Origin of the sequence: Rhodococcus sp. AW25M09 (assembly GCF_000333955.1) — a bacterium.
GTDB lineage: Bacteria > Actinomycetota > Actinomycetes > Mycobacteriales > Mycobacteriaceae > Rhodococcoides.
This window is the reverse complement of the sequence record NZ_CAPS01000081.1, coordinates 37,078-55,696: the sequence shown is the minus strand read 5'-3', so window position 1 is coordinate 55,696 and position 18,619 is coordinate 37,078. Positions and strand designations below refer to the sequence as shown.

Below are 18,619 nucleotides of genomic sequence, written 5' to 3'. Positions count from 1 at the left end.
CTGCAGCACCGAACGTGAGGTACTCCTCACGATAGCCTGCAACGAGGTGGGGTTAGCATCACTTCAAGTCGGGTGTAGTACTACCCGCCGAACCGAGGGAGCAGCACACGTGTCCATCGCGTCGCACGAAGATGCCGCACGCAGCGCTCATGCGTCCTGGCAACGAGCAGTGGCCGGTGTGTTGGCCAAGTCACGTCGGGTCGAGGTGGCCGACCTGCCCGCTGATCCCGAGCACCTTCTCGATTCCACGACGTACGACGGCATCACCGTCTCCCCGCTGTACACCGGATTCGACGAGCGTCCGGAAAGTCCATTGCCCGGGCAGTTTCCGTTTCTGCGTGGCCGCGACCCGCATCGAGACGTCAACGCCGGCTGGAAGGTGTGCACTCGCCACGGCTCCAGAAGCGGTGAGGCGACCGACACCGACGTGTCCGCTCTCAACACCCAGATACTCGATTCACTGTCCAACGGCAGCAGTGCCCTGTGGTTGACGGTGGGTGGTCGCGGTGTCGATCCGGTTGCACTGCCGGAGGTTCTGCAAGGAGTTTTCCTCGAGCTCGCTCCGCTGACGGTCGACGCGCGCGGCGACGTGAGTGCCGCAGCAACAGCATTGTTCGCAGTACTGGACTCGGCCGATATCGACGATCGCGCCGCAGTGGACATCCGGCTCGGAGTGGACACCCTCACCGCCCGATTGGGCGGAACCGAGTCGATCGAGATGGCCGAGACACTCGAACTGATTCGCCGGTCCATCGGCCGAGCCGAATCGGTTCGCGCGATCACCGTCGACGGCACCGTGTTCCACAATCTCGGGTCCGCCGACGCACAGGAGGTCGGTGCGTCCGTCGCTGCCGGTCTCGAGTACGTCCGGTCCATGACGGCAGCGGGAACAAACATCACGGACGCTCTGCGGCAGATCGAATTCCGATTCGCAGCCACCGACGATCAGTTTCAGACCATTGCCAAGTTCAGGGCCGCACGCACTCTCTGGGCGCGCATCGCGCAGGTCTGCGGAGCCCCGGACGCCGGTGATGCGCCACAACATGCGGTGACGTCGGAAGCGATGATGTCGCAGCGCGATCCGTGGGTGAACATGCTGCGGACCACCCTGGCCTCGTTCGGTGCCGGCGTGGGCGGCGCAGATTCGGTGACCGTGCTGCCGTTCGATGCTGCGCTCGGTGGCGGCGCGGCGGGGGTGTCGAAGACGTTCGCCGCTCGCATCGCCCGAAACACCCAGTTGCTGCTGCTCGAGGAGGCGCATCTCGGACGGGTGTTGGATCCGGGCGCGGGGTCCTGGTACATCGAGGACCTGACGGCGGCGGTCGCCGCAAAGGCCTGGGAATTCTTCCAGAGCCTCGAGGCGGCGGGTGGTTTTCGGGCCGCTCTCGACGACGGTTCGCTGGTGGCGGCACTCGAGAAGACCCGCGCCGAACGCGATTCCGACACGGCCCATCGGGTGACCCCGTTGACCGGTGTCAACGAGTTTCCCAACCTGGCCGAGGCTCCACTGACGCCCGAGCAGATCGCGCCGCAGGATTCGGCAACCGTGTATCGGTACGCACGCGCCTTCGAGTCACTGCGAGATCGTTCGGATGCCTACCTGGCCCAGCATGATTCGCGACCCTCAGTGCTTCTCGTACCGCTGGGCAGCGTCGCCGAACACAACGTCAGAACGACATTCGCCTCGAACCTGTTGGCATCGGGGGGAATCGAGGCCGTCAATCCCGGTCCGCTGACCGTCGATGCCATCGCGGGTGCGGTCGGTGCCTCGTACGGTGTGGCCGTGGTGTGCGGCACCGACAAGCGGTACGCCGACGAGGCTGCCACCGCCGTGGACGCACTGCGCGCGGCCGGCGTCTCGCAGGTTCTGCTCGCCGGTCCCGAGAAGATTTTTGCCGGCGTCGAGACCGCTTCGCGTCCCGATGGATTCCTGACCGCGAAGGTCGACGCCATCGCGGTGCTGACCGAACTTCTCGACACGCTGGGAGCCTCGAAGTGAGTACCGACGAGAACCGAATCTCGCACATCATCGGCAGTTTCGCCGACGTGCCCCTCGTCGATCCCGACGAGCCGACTCCGGCGCCGCCATCGGCCGAGGACGTCACCGCACACGTGGAGCAGGGTGCGAAGGCCAACTTCTACACTCCCGAGCAAGTGGTGTGGTCGACGCCGGAGGGCATCGACGTCAAGCCGGTGTTCACCGAGGCCGATCGTGACGCCGCGGAGGCCGAGGGATACCCGCTGCACAGCTATCCGGGTGCTCCGCCGTTTCTGCGAGGGCCGTATCCCACGATGTACGTCAATCAGCCGTGGACCATTCGTCAGTACGCCGGCTTCTCCACTGCTGCCGAGTCCAACGCCTTCTACCGCCGCAACCTCGCGGCCGGGCAGAAGGGGTTGTCTGTCGCGTTCGACCTGGCCACCCACCGGGGCTACGACTCCGATCATCCGCGCGTGCAGGGTGATGTCGGAATGGCCGGAGTCGCCATCGATTCCATCTACGACATGCGTCAGCTGTTCGACGGCATCGACCTCGGTAGCGTCTCGGTCTCGATGACGATGAACGGAGCGGTACTGCCGATCCTGGCGCTCTACGTCGCCGCCGCGGAAGAGCAGGGCGTCGGCCCGGAGAAGTTGGCCGGGACCATCCAGAACGACATCCTCAAAGAGTTCATGGTCCGCAACACCTACATCTATCCGCCGAAACCGTCGATGCGCATCATCTCGGACATCTTCGCGTTCACGAGCGCGAAGATGCCCAAGTACAACTCGATCTCCATTTCCGGCTACCACATCCAAGAAGCCGGGGCCACAGCCGATCTCGAACTCGCCTACACCCTGGCGGACGGCGTCGAGTACATCCGGGCAGGTCTGGATGCAGGCATGGACATCGACACGTTCGCGCCGCGACTGTCGTTCTTCTGGGCCATCGGAATGAACTTCTTCATGGAGGTCGCCAAGCTGCGCGCCGGACGTCTGCTGTGGGCCGAGCTCGTCCAGCAGTTCGAGCCCAAGAGCGCCAAATCCCGCTCGCTGCGTACCCATTCGCAGACGTCGGGTTGGTCGTTGACGGCGCAGGACGTGTTCAACAATGTCGCGCGCACCTGTGTGGAAGCCATGGCGGCCACGCAGGGCCACACTCAGTCGTTGCACACCAATGCGCTCGACGAGGCTCTCGCTCTGCCGACGGACTTCTCGGCCCGCATCGCTCGCAACACTCAGTTGCTCATCGCACAGGAGTCCAACACCGTTCGGCCGATCGATCCCTGGGGTGGCTCGCATTACGTCGAGTGGCTCACGCACCAGCTCGCAGATCGAGCCCGTGCTCACATTGCCGAGGTCGAGGAAGCCGGAGGAATGGCTCAGGCCATCGGCGAGGGCATTCCCAAGCTGCGCATCGAGGAGGCAGCGGCCCGCACCCAGGCGCGCATCGACTCCGGCCGCCAGCCATTGGTGGGCGTCAACAAGTACGTGCCAGACGAGCCCGACACCATCGAGGTACTCAAGGTCGAGAACTCGAAGGTGCGTAAGGAGCAGATCGAGAAGCTCGAGCGACTGCGGGCCGAGCGCGACACGGCCGAGGTCGAGGCGGCACTGGCGAACCTGACCAGAGCTGCGGCGTCGGATCAGCCGGGGATGGAGAACAACCTGCTGGCACTGGCCATCGATGCGGCACGCAAGATGGCCACCGTGGGCGAGATCTCCGACGCGCTCGAGAAGGTGTACGGGCGCCATCAGGCAGAAATCCGGACAATCAGTGGTGTGTACCGCGACGAGGCAGGCAAGTCCGAGAACATCATGCGCGCCACCGCGCTGGTCGAGCAGTTCGCCGAGGACGAGGGCCGCAGGCCCCGTGTCCTGGTGTGCAAGATGGGCCAGGACGGACACGACCGCGGCCAGAAGGTGATCGCCACCGCATTTGCGGACATCGGCTTCGACGTCGACGTCGGACCGCTGTTCCAGACGCCCGAAGAGGTGGCCCGTCAGGCTGCCGACAACGACGTCCACGTCGTCGGTGTGTCGTCCCTTGCGGCCGGTCACCTGACGCTGGTCCCGGCCCTGCGACAGGCATTGGCCGACGTGGGCCGGGGAGACATCATGATCGTCGTCGGTGGCGTCATCCCGCCCGGCGATTTCGACGAACTCTACGCAGCTGGCGCCGCGGCGATCTTCCCTCCTGGCACCGTCATCGCCGACGCGGCGATCGGGCTGGTGGAAAAGCTGTCCGTCTCGCTCGGGCACGCCCCACGAGAGGCCAACGCCTGAACATGGGTGCTCCGAACAGCGCCGCGTCCAACCGGGGTCGCATCATCGACGTCGATGCGGTTGCCGAATCGGTCCGAGCGAACGAGCGATCAGGTCTGGCGCGTGCCATCACACTGGTCGAATCGACTCGCTCGGACCACCGTGACCTGGCGCAGCAGTTGCTGCTGCAGGTATTGCCCGATGCAGGCGGCTCCCATCGGGTCGGTATCACCGGAGTTCCCGGGGTAGGCAAGTCGACGTTCATCGATGCGCTCGGTATGCGGTTGATCGAGAAGGGGCACCGAGTCGCGGTGCTGGCGGTCGATCCGTCGTCGACGCGTACCGGCGGTTCGATTCTGGGCGACAAGACCAGAATGTCGCGACTGGCTGTGCAGGAGAACGCCTACATCCGGCCATCTCCGACATCGGGCACTCTCGGCGGGGTGGCGCGTGCGACCCGGGAGACGATCGTGTTGCTGGAGGCGGCCGGTTTCGACGTCATTCTCGTCGAAACGGTGGGCGTCGGTCAGTCCGAGGTGACAGTGGCCAACATGGTCGACTGCTTCACGTTCCTCACGCTCGCGCGCACCGGAGACCAGTTGCAGGGCATCAAGAAGGGCGTTCTGGAACTCGCCGATCTGGTGGCCGTCAACAAGGCCGACGGCAAGCACGCGAACGATGCGAAGAATGCGGCGCGGGAGTTGGCGGGCGCATTGCGGCTGATCTATCCGCACGACGCAATCTGGAAGCCTCCGGTGTTGACGATGAGTGCCATCGAGGGCACCGGGCTCGACGAGTACTGGGATACCGTGCTTCGTCATCAGCAGGTGCTCCGCGACGCAGGCGAATTCGCAGAAAAGCGACGCAAGCAACAGGTCGATTGGACCTGGACGATGGTCAACGATCAACTGCTGCGGAGGCTGGCCCAGAACCCGTCGGTCAAGGCGATACGCGGTGACGTCGAATCCCGTGTGCGCGACGGTTCCCTCACTGCCGCACTTGCAGCCCAAGAACTCCTGGACGCGTTCGATTCCTGATCGTCGTTCGCCTCATTTCACCGCGGGATAGAGCCGGGCGGCAAGGGCCCCGACGCGTTCGATCAGCTGGTCGAAGAATGCCTGCGGATCGGTGTGCGTGGCGATCGCGACGTTCGGCTCCTTACCCCACATTCCGCGCCAATCCGCGACTGTCGTTCCGCGTGTAAGGGTTCCGACGAGTTCGACGTCGACGGTGGCGTGTCGATACGTGGCGATGCCCGGTTGCACTGCAACGGCGGCCGCGAACGGATCGTGCATGTGCGCCAGGAAACCCTGATCGTGATCGCGATGGAATTCCAGGTAGAACCGCACCGCGTCGGAGAAGTGCCGCACGATCGGGTTCGATGCGGTCGATCGAACACCCGGGGCGTCGTCCGGCGAGATGATCTCCAGCGGCAGGCTTCCCGCTCGTGCGGCGAGCCGCCGAATATGTTCGGGCGTCATTTCGATGGTTTCGGTGATGTCGAGCGCGCACACGATCGGCCGCCGCTCGGGAGGCAGTCCGGAGAAGGCCGCGAACACCTCGGCGGCGGCCTCGGGGTCCACCGCGATGTTCCATTCGCTCGTCGGTGTCGTGTTGCCCTGGTGCTGAAATGCCCCGCCCATCAACACCAGCCTCTTCAGCAGCCGGGGAAGCTCGGGGTCACGGCGGATTGCGAGAGCCAGATTGGTCAGCGGGCCGGTGACGAGACCGGTGACCTCGCCCGGTCGCGACCGCACCAGCTCGATCCACATGGTAGTGGCGTCTCGCGGCGACAGCGGCCGAGTCGACACCGGTAGTTCCGCGTACCCGATTCCTTGCGGTCCGTGGGTGTCCTCGGTGGTCATCAACGGGGCCACCAGGGGCACCTGCGCGCCCAGGGAGACCTCTACGTCCTCTGCGCGGCACAGATCGAGCCACGCCAGGTTGTTCGCGGCGACCTGGTCCACCGGAACGTTCCCAGCGGTGGACGCAATCCCGAGAATCTCGGCATCCTCGGTGGCGAGGAGGTAGAGCAGGGCAAGCGAGTCGTCGATTCCGGTGTCGACATCGACGATCAGGGGGACTCTCATGACGCCACCTCGGTGGTCGGTGTGTGCCGTACCGGTAAATTGACCGATCGTGCGATGAAGCATTTGGCTGCCGCGGAAGTGTGCAGCTCCTCGGCACGGTGCGTCATCGAAGGATCGGCGACAGTGACGATCGGGGCGAGAGTGACCTCGACGAACTGTCCCGAACCGTCGGATTGCTCGGTCATCACTCCGGTGGGGGAGTCGACGTAGTCGGTGACGATCACCCCGGACGCCGCGGCCAGTCCGAGGTACCAGAGCATGTGGCAACTCGACAGCGATGCCACGAGCATCTCCTCTGGGTTCCATCGTTGCGGATCGCCGCGAAAACTCGGATCGGCACTGGCGTGGAGTTCGGGTCTACCGGGAGCCGACACGATGTGGTCCCGGTCGTAGTCGCCCGGACCGGAGGTTCCGTCGCCGCGGTTACCGGTCCAGTTCACCGTCAGTCCGTAATTGTGGTTCGGCACGCTGTCCATCGTGCCAGTTCCGAGGCGATCGATGGAGTCCCGACGCGGCCGCGGTTGCCCGTATTGGTGTAATTGCCCCAATTGTCAACGTGGCGTGGAATATTCGATGAATCAGGAGTTCACCTGCGGCAGAACCGGGACGGCAGAAGGTACCTCTTACCAAGCGTTGAAATCGAATCGTTCGACTGGCTAACGTTGAGTGAATGACCGCAGCGCAAGGACCCGACGCACCCCCACAGCAGACACGGTGGGGACATCGACACGTCCAGCGTCTTCGGCGCGACGCGTTCTCGAAGCGAATGCGCAAGAAGCCGGCGCTCTCGGAAGAGAGCATCACCGTCGTCGATCAGCCGATGCTTCAGCGCGCAGTGTCGGCCGCAGCACTGGGAAACACGATGGAGTGGTTCGCACGTGACCAACTACATGGTGACGTCGTACCTGCCCACGTACTTCACCGAGGTCGTCGGACGCAGTCAGCTCAGTGCCGATCTGCTCGTACTGTCGGCGATGATCGTGGTGGTCACCATCATCGTGGGCGTCGGCAGGCTCACCGACCGTATCGGCCGCAAGCCGGTGTTCGTCTTCGGTGCCGTCGGGCAGATCGTCCTCGCCGTTCCCTGCTTCCTGTTGCTGCGCGGTAGCGGGTGAATCGGCCCACTGATCGCATGCCTGCTTCTCGGCCTCGTGCTGGCGTGTTTCGCTGCCCCGAGCGCATCGACGCTCCCCGCCCTGTTCCCCACTCGGATTCGCTATGCAGCGCTGTCGATCGGGTTCAACCTGTCGGTGTCCATCTTCGGTGGAACGACACCCTTGGTGACCTCGGCATTGGTCAGCGCTACCGGCAGCCCGATGGTCCCCGCGTATTACCTCGTCGTGAGTGGCATCGTCGGCCTCATTGCCGTCGGCTTCCTCCGTGAGTCCGCCACGCAACCGTTGGAAGGGTCGCCGCCGCAGGTGGATTCGACCGAGGAAGCCAAGGAGCTCTACATCGAGACGTCAGCGATGGCTGCCCGGCCCTGACGCGGCGGCTGCTCACCGTCACTGTCAGTTTCAGAAGTCGACTGCACAGCCACCAGGTGTTTCAGGTCCGATTGAAGCTGCCTTCTGAAGATTTTCGTTGAGAAGTCGTGTTCACAAAGCAGCACTAGGTCGAGGACCTGGTTACACACTCAGGGACTAACCCTTGTCGTATGTACCGACGCGACTGGGGTCGACCCACCGCACAACGATCTTCAGCAGGGTATCCGGTGGTGCTTGCTTCCACGGCTCCAAAGACACCTTGTGAGTGCTGCCCTCAGGGCCAGGCACCGCACCGCCCGACTGTTCTAGGTAGGTGCGCCAAGCGGCGAGTGTCCTGACCCCTATCTCTTCGCGCGCCTGTTCAGCGCTGAGCTCTTCGATAATCAGTTGGCCAATGTCATTCATGACGGCAACCTCCTCTCATGGTGTAGAAGCATGAGGGTAGTTCGCCAACGCACGCCTGGCCTGGCGAAGACCGGATCGTAATACCGGCCCCTCTTCCGCGGGCTCCGCCGGGCTTGGGTGTGCAGTTTGACCATCGGCACGACGGACGGTCTTGATGCCCGTCAACGAGCCTGGTGGTCTCGCTTGGACGAGCCCGACCGTGTGGGCTACCGTTGATGCAACGTCGCGTGCCGTTGACAGTCCCTGTCAGGTATGGAGGCGTCGGACTTTTTGGGAGCCGACGATGATTTCGTTGCACCCTACATTCTCGCGTGACTAGCCGCGAGATGCGACAGCACCTAATGCTGTATCTACCCCCGGCCGCGGTTACTTCTGTGGTTCACACGGCAGGCATGCGGGCTCCGCCGTCGAGCTGAGTAATTACCTCTCATCTTCGACGATTGGAAACCCAATGACTGCCACTTTCAACCACATCATCATTCCTGCCAACGACGCCGAAGTTTCGGCGGCGTACTACCGGAACCTGTTGGAGATTGTTGATGCTCCCTCCTGGGGGCCTTTCGCCAATCTGATCATGTCTAACGGCGTGCTCCTGCAACTCGCCAAAGCCCCGCGAACGTTTGATTCACTACACTTCGCATTCCTCGTTGACGACGAGCATTTCGATCGAGTCCTCGCGTCGTTGATCGAATCTCGGACCGACTACTGGGGCGATCCCCAGCGCTCGCACAACGAGATTAACCACGAAGACGGAGGCCGCGCTCTCTACCTTCTCGACCCGGGCGGGCACTTGGTCGAGCTGCTGACGCGGCCATACGTCTGACTTCTGGTACTGCCGAGCCCACTGCTTGTAATACGGAACAACGGTTGTTACTGGCCTCGCGCCGCGCTTTCGCAACGTTCCTGCTTCATGGTCGATAAACAGGCAGCCACTCACAAAACCGACAGGCTCAGATCGTGGCAGGTCCCCGATAGTCGGACCACCGCGTTCTAGAGCCACGTTCTGATTGATGTCAGTCGATCTCGCAGCCCGCAGGTTGGTGGGTGTGGGTGCATTGGGCAGCGTACTCGGCCGGGTTGAGGTAGCCCAGTGACGAGTGCCGATGTCGGTTGTTGTGGTCGTTTTGGTCGCGAGAGGCGAGTAGTGCAGTCCATCTCTGAAACAGTGCAGTCGTCTTCTGAAACAGACAGTCACGTCCAGTCCGCGTCGTCGGTTCCCCACGGGCGTGCCGGAAACGGGTAGTCCACGTACTCGTCGAACACCGGCCTCGCCGCCGTGACGCGACCGTGCGTCACCACGCAGTCCGGTGGCGGCGTCTGGGCCGGACCATGGCCGTGATCCCGTCCGGGAAGTGTCAGCAACCATGCTGCTGTTCGGGCCAGGGACACCTCCACCGACGCATTCGAGCCGAATCCGTCCGCCCGATCGGCCAATTCGGACACGATACCCGCGGCGAGCAGATACCCGCTCGCGTGGTCGAGTGCCTGGGCAGGCAGACGCCCCAGTTCTCCGGCACGGCCTTCGAGGATCGAGATGCCGGTGGCAGCCTGTACGAGGCTGTCGAATCCGCGTCTACCCGACCATGGCCCTCGGGTACCCCAGGCGCTGACTCGCCCGTGTACGGCCTCCGCACGGTGTTCGAGTCCGAAGCGTTCCAGAGCTCGCGGCCGATACCCGGTGACCAGAACGTCCGCGGAGTCGAGCAATCGGTGCACTCGGGCGAGTCCGGCGCGGGTGTTCATGTCTACCGACGCCGAACGCTTGCCCTGCCCGTTTTCCAGATGCTGCCAGGCGATTTCGGGGCGGTGGGGCGAGTCGATACGCAGCACTTCGGCACCGAACAGGGCAAGAGCGCGAGTGGCGACCGGGCCGGCGATCACCCGAGTGAGATCGAGCACGCGGATACCCGCGAGTGGAGCGGCAGCCGTGCAGCCTCGGAACCCCGGGACTCGACAGTTCGTGGAGTCCGCGGCATCGGTACGCGCGATCACCGGGCCGAAGCGAGCCGCTTCGCCTGCTGGGTGGGCCCACCACTCATCTTCCGTGCGAACCTGCACCGCGAGAGCCCCGTTCTCGGCACACGACCGATCCAGCTCGGCTGCAGCCATACTCGCCAACCGGTCGACGAATCGATCTCTGCCGCAATCACTGTCGAGACCGACGGCATCGAGCAGCGCCGCCCGGTGATGCGGATAGTTCGCGTGGGTCCGCACCCAGCCGTCGGCCACGCGGAAGAAACCGGACAGGTCAGCGAACGGCTGCACCGGTGCATCGTCGATACGCAGCATCGAATCGCCCATGAACGATGCAGCTATCCGCTGCATCGATGCGGTCGGTGCCCGCGTGGAAGCGTCCGAGTCGGCGGACGGATGGAGCCCGAGAACGCGCCGCAACCTGCCGACTTCGGCACCGAGGGCTGCGACCGACTCGGCAGCAACAGTTGCCACCGGCAAGGTCGCTGCGAGGAAGGCACTCACCGCCTGGTGCTCCATCCGAGAACAGTTGCCGCGCCGACGTCAGCTGCGCTTGGCCCAGATCTCCATTCCGGCCGAGTTGAGACGATCGATCAGAACGTCGCCGATTGCGGTCGCCGGAGTGAGTACGCCACTCGCCTTCGGCAGCGCGTCACCTCCGAGTACGAGAGCCAACGCCGACTCGGCGAGCATGACTGCCGTCGCCTTGTAGCCGGGATCGCCCGACGCCTTCACACGGGCCCGGTAGCGCGCACCCGACGTGGTGAGCGTGTACAGGTCGACGGTGAAATGCCCCTTCTCGCGGGCCTTTTCGCTGGGGCCGGTGCCCGGCTTGGGAAGAATACGGTCGAGAACCTTGCCCGGCAGCACGGTCATGGCGGACACACCGATGAACAGCCCGGCCGACAATGCTCCGGCGAGAACGGGGCTGGCGAACGACGATCCGACACTCATCACCTCGCTGTACCGGAATTGCTTTCCGTACGCCCAATCGCGAAGCGCGTTGCTGCGCCGCACGACTCGCGTGTTGTACGAGGCCATGACGAAAGGTGCCTTCCAGCCACGCAGACTCGGATCGATCTTCTTGCCGTCGATCAGCACGGTGTCGAGTTGCCGGCCGAGCTGTGGTTCGAGGCCTCGGTCGGGGCTGAGCGAGTACGGCCGAGCGGCGATGCGTCGGGCCCGCTTGTCCTTCTTCATCGTCTCGATCTGCCCACGCAAGGAGTCGACGGTGCCGCCGCTGACTCCGCCGGACATCGAGGTGACCACCAGGGTGGTGTCGGTGAGTTCGCCTGCGTTGTCGGCGGTGACAGCCTCGTACAGCGCATGTACACCGATGTCGGACGGGACGGAATCGAATCCGCACGAGTGGACGATGCGGGCCCCGGTACGTTGCGCGATCTCGTGATTGGCGTCGATGCTCTCTCTGGCGAACAGGACCTCGCCGGTGAGGTCCACGTAGTCCGTCCCGGCCTCGGCGCAGGCTGTCGCCAGAGCCAATCCGTACTTCGCATAGGGGCCGACCGTCGTGATGACCACGCGCGTGGATCGGGCCATGGCCTCCAACGACGCGACATCGGTAGCGTCTGCTTCGAGGACCGACCAGCTACCGGCCTTCGGTCCGAGTTCCTTCTGCGTGGCCTGCACCCGCTTCGCCGAGCGACCTGCGAGGGCGATCCGGGTGTCGGCCGGTGCGTGCTCGGCGAGGTACTTCGCCGTCAGTTTCCCGACGAAGCCGGTGACGCCGTAGACGACGATGTCGTGAGTGCGATCGGGGCCGTTGGTCGAGTCCGGAGCAGGCGAGTTCATGTCAGCGACAGTAACCCGAATCACCCAGGCGAGTCGAAACGCCGTCAGATCGTCCAGGTATGCACCGGTTCTCCCGCGTTCATGAGCGTGACGTAGTCGCCCAGCATCGAGGCAAGGGCTCGGTCACGCTTGTCGCCTGCCCGCTCGCGAGCGACGACTGCCTCTCGTTGCCAGACCGAACCGGACTTCTTCGCCAGGCACCGAGCCTCGATCACGCCGAGATAGCGATCGCGGACCGCTGCGTCGACGCCGTACGCCGCCAATCCGGCGTCGGCCATCGGTAGCAACCGACGCAACACCAGTTCTTGCGGACTCACCCAGCCGACCTCGGGCCAATACAGCATCGAATCGAAGCCGCCGCGGGCCGCCGAGTGCACGTTCTCCTCGGCGGCGTCGAAAGACATCTGCGACCAGAGCGGTCGATCGGCGTCGGCCAACGCGCGCACGGTGCCGTAGTAGAACGCGGCGTCGGCAAGGGTGTCGATCACCGAGGGGCCGGCCGGAAGAACGCGGTTCTCGAGTCGGAGGTGATGACCGTCGCCGGACCGGTCGTAGATCGGGCGGTTCCATCGGTAGACGGTTCCGTTGTGCATGCGCAGCTCGGCCAGCGACGGAATCTTTCCCTCGGCGAGCGCGGCTTTGGGATCCTCGTCGCTGCAGACGGGCAACAGGGCGGGGAAGTAGCGCGAGTTCTCCTCGAACAGATCGAAAATGGAGGTGATCCACCGTTCGCCGAACCACACCCGTGGACGAACGCCCTGATTCTTGAGCTCTTGTGGCCGGGTGTCGGTGGCTTGCTCGAACAGTGGGATACGAGTTTCGTGCCACAGGGCGCGCCCGGCGAAGAACGGCGAGTTGGCGGCCAACGCTATTTGCACACCGGAGAGGGCTTGCGCTGCATTCCAATACGAGGCGAATTCATCCGGCGCAACTTGCAGATGCAACTGCACCGAGGTGCACGCGGCCTCGGGGAGGATGGTGTCGGTGACGATGTCCAGGTCTTCGGAGGCGGCGGCTCCGGGAAGTCGCACACCGCCGATCTTCAGTTCGATGTCCTCGCCTCGTGCGGCGAAGATCTGCTGATTGAGTAGGTCGTAGCGTGGATTCGCCGAGAGCCATCGATGCTCGAAGTGTTCTTCGTCCAGCGTCGGAAGCATTCCGATCATGGCGAGGCGACTGCCCGAGGTGCGAGCGCGTTCGTCCGCCGCATTCAGCGATCGCCGCAGATCCGTTTCCAACTGTGCGATGGATTCGCCTCGCAGCGGCCGCGGATCGACATTGATCTCGATGTTGAACTGACCCAGTTCGGTTTGGTAGTCGGGATCGGCGATGGCGTCGAGCACCGCGGCATTGGCCATCGCCGGTGCCATGTCGTCGTCGACGAGGTTGAGCTCGATCTCCATGCCGATCTGAGGTTCGCCGACGTGAAAGGTTTCGTCGGCCAACATGATCGCCAACGCGTCGAGACAGTCCTGGACCTTCTGGCGAAACTCGTGCCGGTCTTGTCTGGTGAACTTGCGACGCTCGACGTCCTCGCCCATGGTGACCGCCTATCGGTGCGTCTGAAGGGCCGTCCGCTCACGCGAACAGCTTCGGGTTTTCCGAGTATCGCAGCCCGCGTTCCTCCTGGGGGACGCACACGGAAAACACACCGAGATCACCACGGCGACGGCTGGTAGTCCTTGAGGAAGGCACCGTACAGATCGATTCCGAGTTCTCCCTGCACGATCGGGTCGTACACGCGAGCGGCGCCGTCCACCAGGTCGAGCGGTGCGTGGAATCCCTCGTCGGCGAGCCGCATCTTGGTGGGATGTGGGCGTTCGTCGGTGATCCAGCCGGTATCGACGGCGCTCATCAGGATTCCGCTGTCCAGCATTTCCTTTGCGCTGGTACGTGTCAGCATGTTGAGTGCCGCCTTGGCCATGTTGGTGTGCGGGTGTCCGGGGCCCTTGTACGCGCGCCCGAACTGGCCCTCCATTGCCGAGACGTTCACCACGTATTTGCGTCGCGCCTGAGAGGCCTCCATGGCCGGGCGCAGTCGCGACACGAGGATGAACGGCGCAACGGAGTTGCACAGCTGGACCTCGAGCAGTTCGACCGGGTCGACCTGCTCGACGGTGTGGATCCAGCTGTTGGTCTCGGCGAGATCGGGTACCAGACCGCCCGCGTCGATAGCGAGGCCGCTTTCGATTCTCTCGGCCGTGACCGAGCCCGCGACCATCGCGAGCGAGGCCACATCGTCTGCGCTCAAGGCAGCGGCCGGCTGTTCACCGAGCGCGGTGACGGGCAACGAGCTCGCCAGTGACGCGGGGTGGGCATCGCTGGTCTTGCCGAAGGTGATGCGCTCGGGGCCTGCTCCCTGGGTCAATGCAGCGGGCAGTGGTTCGGCTTCGGCATCGGCCAGTGCGCTGTACGAACCGGGGGAGCGTTTGACGGTCTGGGCGGCATTGTTGATCAAGATATCGAGCGGGCCTTCTGCGGCGACCGAATCTGCAAGGGCCACAACCTGAGCCGGGTCACGCAGATCGATCCCGACGATGCGCAGACGGTGCAGCCACTGGCTGCTGTCGTCCATCGCTGCGAATCGCCGGACCGCATCGTTGGGGAACCTGGTGGTGATAGTTGTGTGTGCGCCGTCGCGTAGCAGTCGAAGTGCGATGTACATCCCGATCTTCGCCCGCCCACCGGTCAACAGCGCGCGTCGTCCGGACAGGTCGGTCCGAGCGTTGCGCTTGCCGCGGTTGAGTGCGGCGCATTCCGGACAGAGCTGGTGATAGAACGAATCGACATCGGTGTAGCGCTGCTTGCAGATGTAGCAGGGCCGAGCCTTGATGAGCGTGCCCGCGATCTCGCCCTCGGCGCGCGAAGTGAGCGACAGACCGGCCGTCTCGTCGTCGATCCGGTCCGGGGATCCAGTTGCGGTCGCAGCGACGACGGCGCGGTCGGCGGCATTGACGGCATTGCGCGCAGCGACGCGTCGAGCACGCTTGAGGTCTTTGAACATCGCACCGGAGGCGCGTTGAACGGCAATCGAATCTGGGTGATTCTTGTCCAGTTCGGCGGCCTGCGCCAGTACCCGCAAGCACGTCTCGAGCTCGGTGGGGTCGATCGAGTCCATCGTCGGTCTCCTAACATCGGCCCGGTCGAGCCGTCGAAGTGGACACAACGAAAAAGACCCCGATTCCGAAGAATCAGGGTCGATTTCGTCTGTCTCAACTCAGATCTGTGAAAATCTCTGTCTGTCAAAACTTTCAGACGGTGTCCGAGGGGGGACTTGAACCCCCACGTCCGTTAATAGGACACTAGCACCTCAAGCTAGCGCGTCTGCCATTCCGCCACTCGGACATGTGCGACCGTTGCCGCATATTCTGTTGTTGCCTTCACAGCTGGTCGCTGTGCGCTGCGTAAGATTATCCGACGGGTTCCCGATAACCCAAATCCGCACGTCAGTTCATGCTCGAGGCCAATCCAGGTGGTGCCCGCGACCAATTCTGGTGGTAGGAACAATGGTGTGCCCAACGATGTGAGCGACCCCGGAAATCGCACCGATACCAACCCCACCGTCGCCCTCGACGAAGTCGTGGATCTGGTCAGTTCCCTCATCAGGTTCGACACGTCGAACACCGGAGAACTCGAGACCACCGTCGGCGAGAAAGAATGCGCCGAGTGGGTGGCGAGCAAGCTCGAGGAGGTGGGGTACGAGACCGAATACGTCGAGTCCGGTGCACCGGGCCGAGGCAACGTGTTCGCGTGGTTGCGCGGAGCTTCGAACTCCACCCGCGGCGCCCTGTTGGTCCACGGCCACCTCGATGTCGTACCGGCGGAGCCGGCCGACTGGAGCGTGCATCCGTTCTCCGGTGCGGTCGAGGACGGGTACGTATGGGGCCGCGGCGCAGTGGACATGAAAGACATGGTGGGCATGGCGCTGGCGCTGGCCCGCCAATTCAAGTCGAACGGAACCGTTCCGCCCCGCGACATCCTCTTCGCGTTCCTCGCCGACGAGGAGGCGGGCGGTAAGTACGGATCGCACTGGTTGGTCGACAACCGACCGGACCTGTTCGAAGGCGTCACCGAGGCAGTGGGCGAAGTCGGGGGATTCTCGCTGACCGTCGCTCGCCCGGACGGCACCGAGAAGCGGCTCTACATGGTCGAGACGGCAGAGAAGAGTCTGGCCTGGATGCGGCTCACCGCGAAGGCGCGAGCCGGGCACGGGTCGTTTCTGCACGACGACAACGCCGTGACGTATCTGGCCGAGGCCGTCGCGAAGCTCGGCAATCACACGTTCCCGCTTGTTCTCACCGAGTCGGTGTCACAGTTCCTCCGCGCGGTCTCCGAGGAGTCGGGTCTCGATTTCGACCCGACGTCGCCGGACATCGACGGCACCCTGCTCAAGCTCGGCAGCATCGCCCGCATCGTCGGAGCGACCCTGCGAGACACGGCCAACCCGACGATGCTCTCGGCCGGATACAAAGCGAATGTGATTCCGCAGACAGCGACCGCGGTGATCGACTGCCGGGTGCTACCCGGGCGGCAGGCAGCATTCGAGAAGGAGGTCGACGAGTTGATCGGCCCCAACGTCGAGCGCGAGTGGATCACGAAGCTCGAACCGTACGAGACCACGTTCGACGGCGATCTCGTCGATGCGATGAACGAGGCGGTGCTCGCACACGATCCGAACGGCCGTACCGTTCCCTACATGTTGTCCGGCGGTACGGATGCAAAAGCGTTCGCGCGCATCGGAATTCGCTGTTTCGGCTTCGCTCCTCTGAAGCTTCCGCCCGAACTCGATTTCGCGGCGTTGTTTCACGGCATCGACGAACGAGTACCCGTGGAGTCGTTGGAGTTCGGTACACAGGTACTCGAACACTTCTTGCTGCACAGCTGATACGAAAGGACACATCGTGGCGTACAACCCATACGACTCGCTTCCGGACCTACCGACCTTCGAGTTGACGTCCGAGGACGTCGAGGACGGAAAGTCACTGGCCACTGCGCAGGCCAGCGGCATCATGGGAGCCGGTGGTCACGACACCTCTCCACAACTGTCCTGGACCGGATTTCCCGAGGGCACCAAGAGCTTCGCTGTCACCGTCTACGACCCCGACGCGCCGACGGCATCGGGATTCTGGCACTGGGCAGTGGCGAATATCCCCGTCGAGACGACGTCTCTGGTCTCGGGCGCAGGCGACGACGGCGGCACCGGAGTGCCCAGCACCGCAGTGACGCTGAAGAACGACGCGGGCCTGTTCCGCTACATCGGTGCGGCTCCGCCCGCCGGACACGGCCCGCACCGGTATTACATCGCCGTCCATGCGGTCGATGTCGACCGACTAGAGGTCGACGAGACGGCCACCCCGGCCTATCTCGGATTCAATCTGTTCTCGCACGCCATCGCGCGCGCGGTGATCTCTGGCACCTACGAGGCCTGACTGCGTCCCCTCGTGCGCCTTTTGCATACCTCTGAGGGTGCAAAAGGCGCACGAGACCGGGACGGTCAGACTCTGTTGGCCGAACCCACCGCGTCGGCGATCGTGGCGAAACCGTGCTGCGCGAGCCGCGCCGACAGCCCCCGGTGAATGCTCCGGATCCACAGTGGGCCGCCGTAGATGAAGCCGGTGTATCCCTGGACCAGAGAAGCGCCTGCGGTGATGCGTTCCCACGCCTGCGCCTCGGTCTCGATGCCCCCGACCGAGATCAGGGTGAGCTGGGTCCCCACCCGGCGGTACAGGCGACGCAGTACCTCCAGCGAGCGGTCGGCCACCGGCGGTCCGGACAGTCCGCCCGCTCCCACCGCAGCGACCACCTCGGAATCGGTCCGCAGTCCGGAGCGGGAAATCGTCGTGTTGGTGGCCACGATGCCGTCGAGACCGAGTTCGACAGCCAAGTCGGCAACGGCGTCGATGTCCTCGTCGGACAGGTCGGGGGCAATCTTGACCAGAACCGGCACTGTCACCACCGCCTGCACCGCGACCAGAATCGGTCGCAGGGATTCGACGGCTTGAAGGTCGCGAAGCCCAGGGGTGTTGGGGGAACTGACATTGACGACGACGAAATCTGCGAGTGACCCCAACAGTTCGGCGCTCGCCGTGTAGTCCGCAGCTGCGTCCGCCGGCTCCACGACCTTGGTCTTGCCGATGTTGGCACCGATGGGGATACGGGTGCGCCTCGAGCGCACTCTGCGCGCCGCGTGCTCGGCTCCGTGGTTGTTGAATCCCATCCGGTTCACGATTGCGCGGTCGAGGGGCAACCGGAACAGTCGGGGCGTGGGATTGCCGGGCTGGCTCTGCGCCGTCACGGTGCCGATCTCGGCGAATCCGAACCCGATGGGGGCCCAGCAATCGATGCCGTCGGCATTTTTGTCGAATCCGGCCGCAAGTCCGAGCGGAGCCGGGAAATCGATGCCGAACACAGTCGAGCGCAGCCGCGGGTCGTCCACCACGAACATCTTCTCGGCCAGGTAGCGAAGAGGCGGGACGACGGCCACGGCGCGGAGCACCCCGAACGCCAGGTGGTGAATCCGCTCCGGTGGTACGAGGAACATCAAGCGCAACAGGGCGCGGTACAGACTGTCTGCCACGGTCTTCTTTCCGATCGATCCGGCTCGTCGAG

Annotated in this window: 16 protein-coding genes and 1 tRNA gene; 8 read left to right on the top strand and 9 right to left on the bottom strand. The window is 64.1% G+C overall.

Annotated elements, in window-relative coordinates; all coding sequences use genetic code 11:
* The first annotated feature begins 109 nt into the window (after positions 1 to 109).
* Genes RHODMAR_RS16245 through meaB form a run of 3 tightly spaced genes read left to right on the top strand, consistent with a single transcriptional unit; the run spans position 110 to position 5,282 of the window.
* Positions 110 to 1,999 carry a methylmalonyl-CoA mutase family protein gene (locus RHODMAR_RS16245; RefSeq protein ID WP_008716447.1) on the top strand — a complete coding sequence of 630 codons (1,890 nt, stop codon included), beginning with the start codon at positions 110 to 112 and terminating at the stop codon, positions 1,997 to 1,999.
* Positions 1,996 to 4,266 (top strand): methylmalonyl-CoA mutase, encoded by a 2,271-nt coding sequence (scpA, locus tag RHODMAR_RS16240; protein WP_008716444.1) that lies wholly within the window; start codon positions 1,996 to 1,998, stop codon positions 4,264 to 4,266. The genes RHODMAR_RS16245 and scpA overlap by 4 nt, the downstream gene beginning before the upstream one ends.
* A 2-nt stretch (positions 4,267 to 4,268) precedes the next feature.
* A complete protein-coding gene (gene meaB, locus RHODMAR_RS16235) occupies positions 4,269 to 5,282 on the top strand; it encodes a methylmalonyl Co-A mutase-associated GTPase MeaB (protein WP_008716442.1) in 1,014 nt (337 codons plus the stop codon).
* Between the two features lie 12 nt (positions 5,283 to 5,294).
* Here the strand turns inward: meaB and RHODMAR_RS16230 are convergent, their stop codons facing one another.
* Both RHODMAR_RS16230 and RHODMAR_RS16225 read right to left on the bottom strand, forming a co-directional pair.
* On the bottom strand, positions 5,295 to 6,335 hold the full coding sequence (locus tag RHODMAR_RS16230; RefSeq protein ID WP_008716440.1) for a nucleoside hydrolase: 1,041 nt from the start codon (positions 6,333 to 6,335) through the stop codon (positions 5,295 to 5,297).
* Positions 6,332 to 6,811, bottom strand: a complete 480-nt coding sequence (locus RHODMAR_RS16225; RefSeq protein WP_008716438.1) for an OsmC family protein — start codon at positions 6,809 to 6,811, stop codon at positions 6,332 to 6,334. Before RHODMAR_RS16225 ends, RHODMAR_RS16230 begins: the two co-directional genes overlap by 4 nt.
* Before the next feature lie 402 nt (positions 6,812 to 7,213).
* On the opposite strand from RHODMAR_RS16225, the gene RHODMAR_RS29135 reads away from it, so the two are divergent.
* Together RHODMAR_RS29135 and RHODMAR_RS29130 are read left to right on the top strand one after the other, a co-directional pair.
* Positions 7,214 to 7,450, top strand: a complete 237-nt coding sequence (locus RHODMAR_RS29135; protein ID WP_232433682.1) for an MFS transporter — start codon at positions 7,214 to 7,216, stop codon at positions 7,448 to 7,450.
* Positions 7,451 to 7,486: 36 nt separating this feature from the next.
* Positions 7,487 to 7,822 carry a hypothetical protein gene (locus RHODMAR_RS29130; RefSeq protein ID WP_232433681.1) on the top strand — a complete coding sequence of 112 codons (336 nt, stop codon included), beginning with the start codon at positions 7,487 to 7,489 and terminating at the stop codon, positions 7,820 to 7,822.
* A 156-nt stretch (positions 7,823 to 7,978) separates the two neighbouring features.
* On the opposite strand, the gene RHODMAR_RS16215 is transcribed toward RHODMAR_RS29130, so the two are convergent.
* Positions 7,979 to 8,227 carry a hypothetical protein gene (locus tag RHODMAR_RS16215; protein ID WP_008716435.1) on the bottom strand — a complete coding sequence of 83 codons (249 nt, stop codon included), beginning with the start codon at positions 8,225 to 8,227 and terminating at the stop codon, positions 7,979 to 7,981.
* Between the two features lie 451 nt (positions 8,228 to 8,678).
* On the opposite strand from RHODMAR_RS16215, the gene RHODMAR_RS16210 reads away from it, so the two are divergent.
* Complete coding sequence (locus RHODMAR_RS16210; protein ID WP_008716433.1) at positions 8,679 to 9,050, top strand: VOC family protein; 372 nt, start codon at positions 8,679 to 8,681, stop codon at positions 9,048 to 9,050.
* Positions 9,051 to 9,418: 368 nt separating this feature from the next.
* Here the strand turns inward: RHODMAR_RS16210 and RHODMAR_RS16205 are convergent, their stop codons facing one another.
* The 5 genes from RHODMAR_RS16205 to RHODMAR_RS16185 all read right to left on the bottom strand — a co-directional run bounded on the left by RHODMAR_RS16205 (position 9,419) and on the right by RHODMAR_RS16185 (position 15,355).
* Positions 9,419 to 10,705 carry a CoA transferase gene (locus RHODMAR_RS16205; protein WP_157226124.1) on the bottom strand — a complete coding sequence of 429 codons (1,287 nt, stop codon included), beginning with the start codon at positions 10,703 to 10,705 and terminating at the stop codon, positions 9,419 to 9,421.
* 39 nt (positions 10,706 to 10,744) lie between these two features.
* A complete protein-coding gene (locus RHODMAR_RS16200) occupies positions 10,745 to 12,010 on the bottom strand; it encodes a saccharopine dehydrogenase family protein (protein ID WP_008716430.1) in 1,266 nt (421 codons plus the stop codon).
* A 44-nt stretch (positions 12,011 to 12,054) separates the two neighbouring features.
* The gene (locus RHODMAR_RS16195) at positions 12,055 to 13,551 is read right to left on the bottom strand and encodes a glutamate-cysteine ligase family protein (protein WP_008716428.1); all 1,497 of its coding nucleotides are present in this window, start codon (positions 13,549 to 13,551) and stop codon (positions 12,055 to 12,057) included.
* 116 nt (positions 13,552 to 13,667) lie between these two features.
* A complete protein-coding gene (locus RHODMAR_RS16190) occupies positions 13,668 to 15,128 on the bottom strand; it encodes an SDR family oxidoreductase (RefSeq protein WP_008716426.1) in 1,461 nt (486 codons plus the stop codon).
* A 141-nt stretch (positions 15,129 to 15,269) separates the two neighbouring features.
* Positions 15,270 to 15,355: transfer RNA gene (locus RHODMAR_RS16185), tRNA-Leu, on the bottom strand.
* A 178-nt stretch (positions 15,356 to 15,533) separates the two neighbouring features.
* Here RHODMAR_RS16185 and RHODMAR_RS16180 point away from each other — a divergent pair.
* Both RHODMAR_RS16180 and RHODMAR_RS16175 read left to right on the top strand, forming a co-directional pair.
* Positions 15,534 to 16,895, top strand: a complete 1,362-nt coding sequence (locus tag RHODMAR_RS16180) for a M20/M25/M40 family metallo-hydrolase (protein WP_081606018.1) — start codon at positions 15,534 to 15,536, stop codon at positions 16,893 to 16,895.
* A gap of 16 nt (positions 16,896 to 16,911) precedes the next feature.
* Positions 16,912 to 17,439, top strand: coding sequence for a YbhB/YbcL family Raf kinase inhibitor-like protein (locus tag RHODMAR_RS16175; RefSeq protein ID WP_008716422.1), 528 nt, complete (start codon positions 16,912 to 16,914; stop codon positions 17,437 to 17,439).
* Between the two features lie 65 nt (positions 17,440 to 17,504).
* Here the strand turns inward: RHODMAR_RS16175 and RHODMAR_RS16170 are convergent, their stop codons facing one another.
* Entirely contained in the window at positions 17,505 to 18,575 is a 1,071-nt protein-coding gene (locus tag RHODMAR_RS16170) for a quinone-dependent dihydroorotate dehydrogenase (protein WP_008716419.1), read from the bottom strand.
* Positions 18,576 to 18,619 lie beyond the last annotated feature (44 nt).